Source organism: Vibrio sp. 03_296 (assembly GCF_002265885.1).
In genome coordinates this window covers 1-411 of sequence record NZ_NPKW01001052.1, presented here as the reverse complement: position 1 = coordinate 411, position 411 = coordinate 1, and the positions used below count along the sequence as shown (strand labels likewise).

1 pseudogene is annotated in these 411 nt (G+C 41.2%); it reads right to left on the bottom strand.

Features of this window, described 5'->3' with window-relative positions:
• Positions 1–230: 230 nt before the first annotated feature.
• Positions 231–411 (bottom strand): annotated as a pseudogene (locus CIK04_RS29770) (ribose-5-phosphate isomerase A); the annotation flags it as partial.

The window sequence follows — 411 nt, the reverse complement described above, 5'->3', positions numbered from 1 at the left end:
ATTTGGCGCACGTTAAACAAARTCGTTAAGAGCAGTTGGAAATAACAGTTTTGGTCGGTAGGACAAACGTTTCCTTGTGCGTCTTACTGCTCAATAAAGTAAACAAAAATTTTTGTTTTGGGTAAGAAAATTACGGAATAAGAGATAATTTTCTTCAAGAAAGTCATAAAAAACGGCGCCCTTAGGCGCGTCTGTAATCAAATAACGGAAAATAGCGCAAAACCAGCTATTTATTCCTCAATTTTTGCACCTTCTGGAGTGCCGGTAATGACCACGTCAGCACCGCGATGAGCAAATAGGTCCGATCAGTGACGACACCAGGGATGCCGTTGATCGTGATCTTCCAGTTGTTTTGGATTGGTGATCTTCATACCGTAAACATCAAGGATGACGTTACCGTTGTCAGTAATC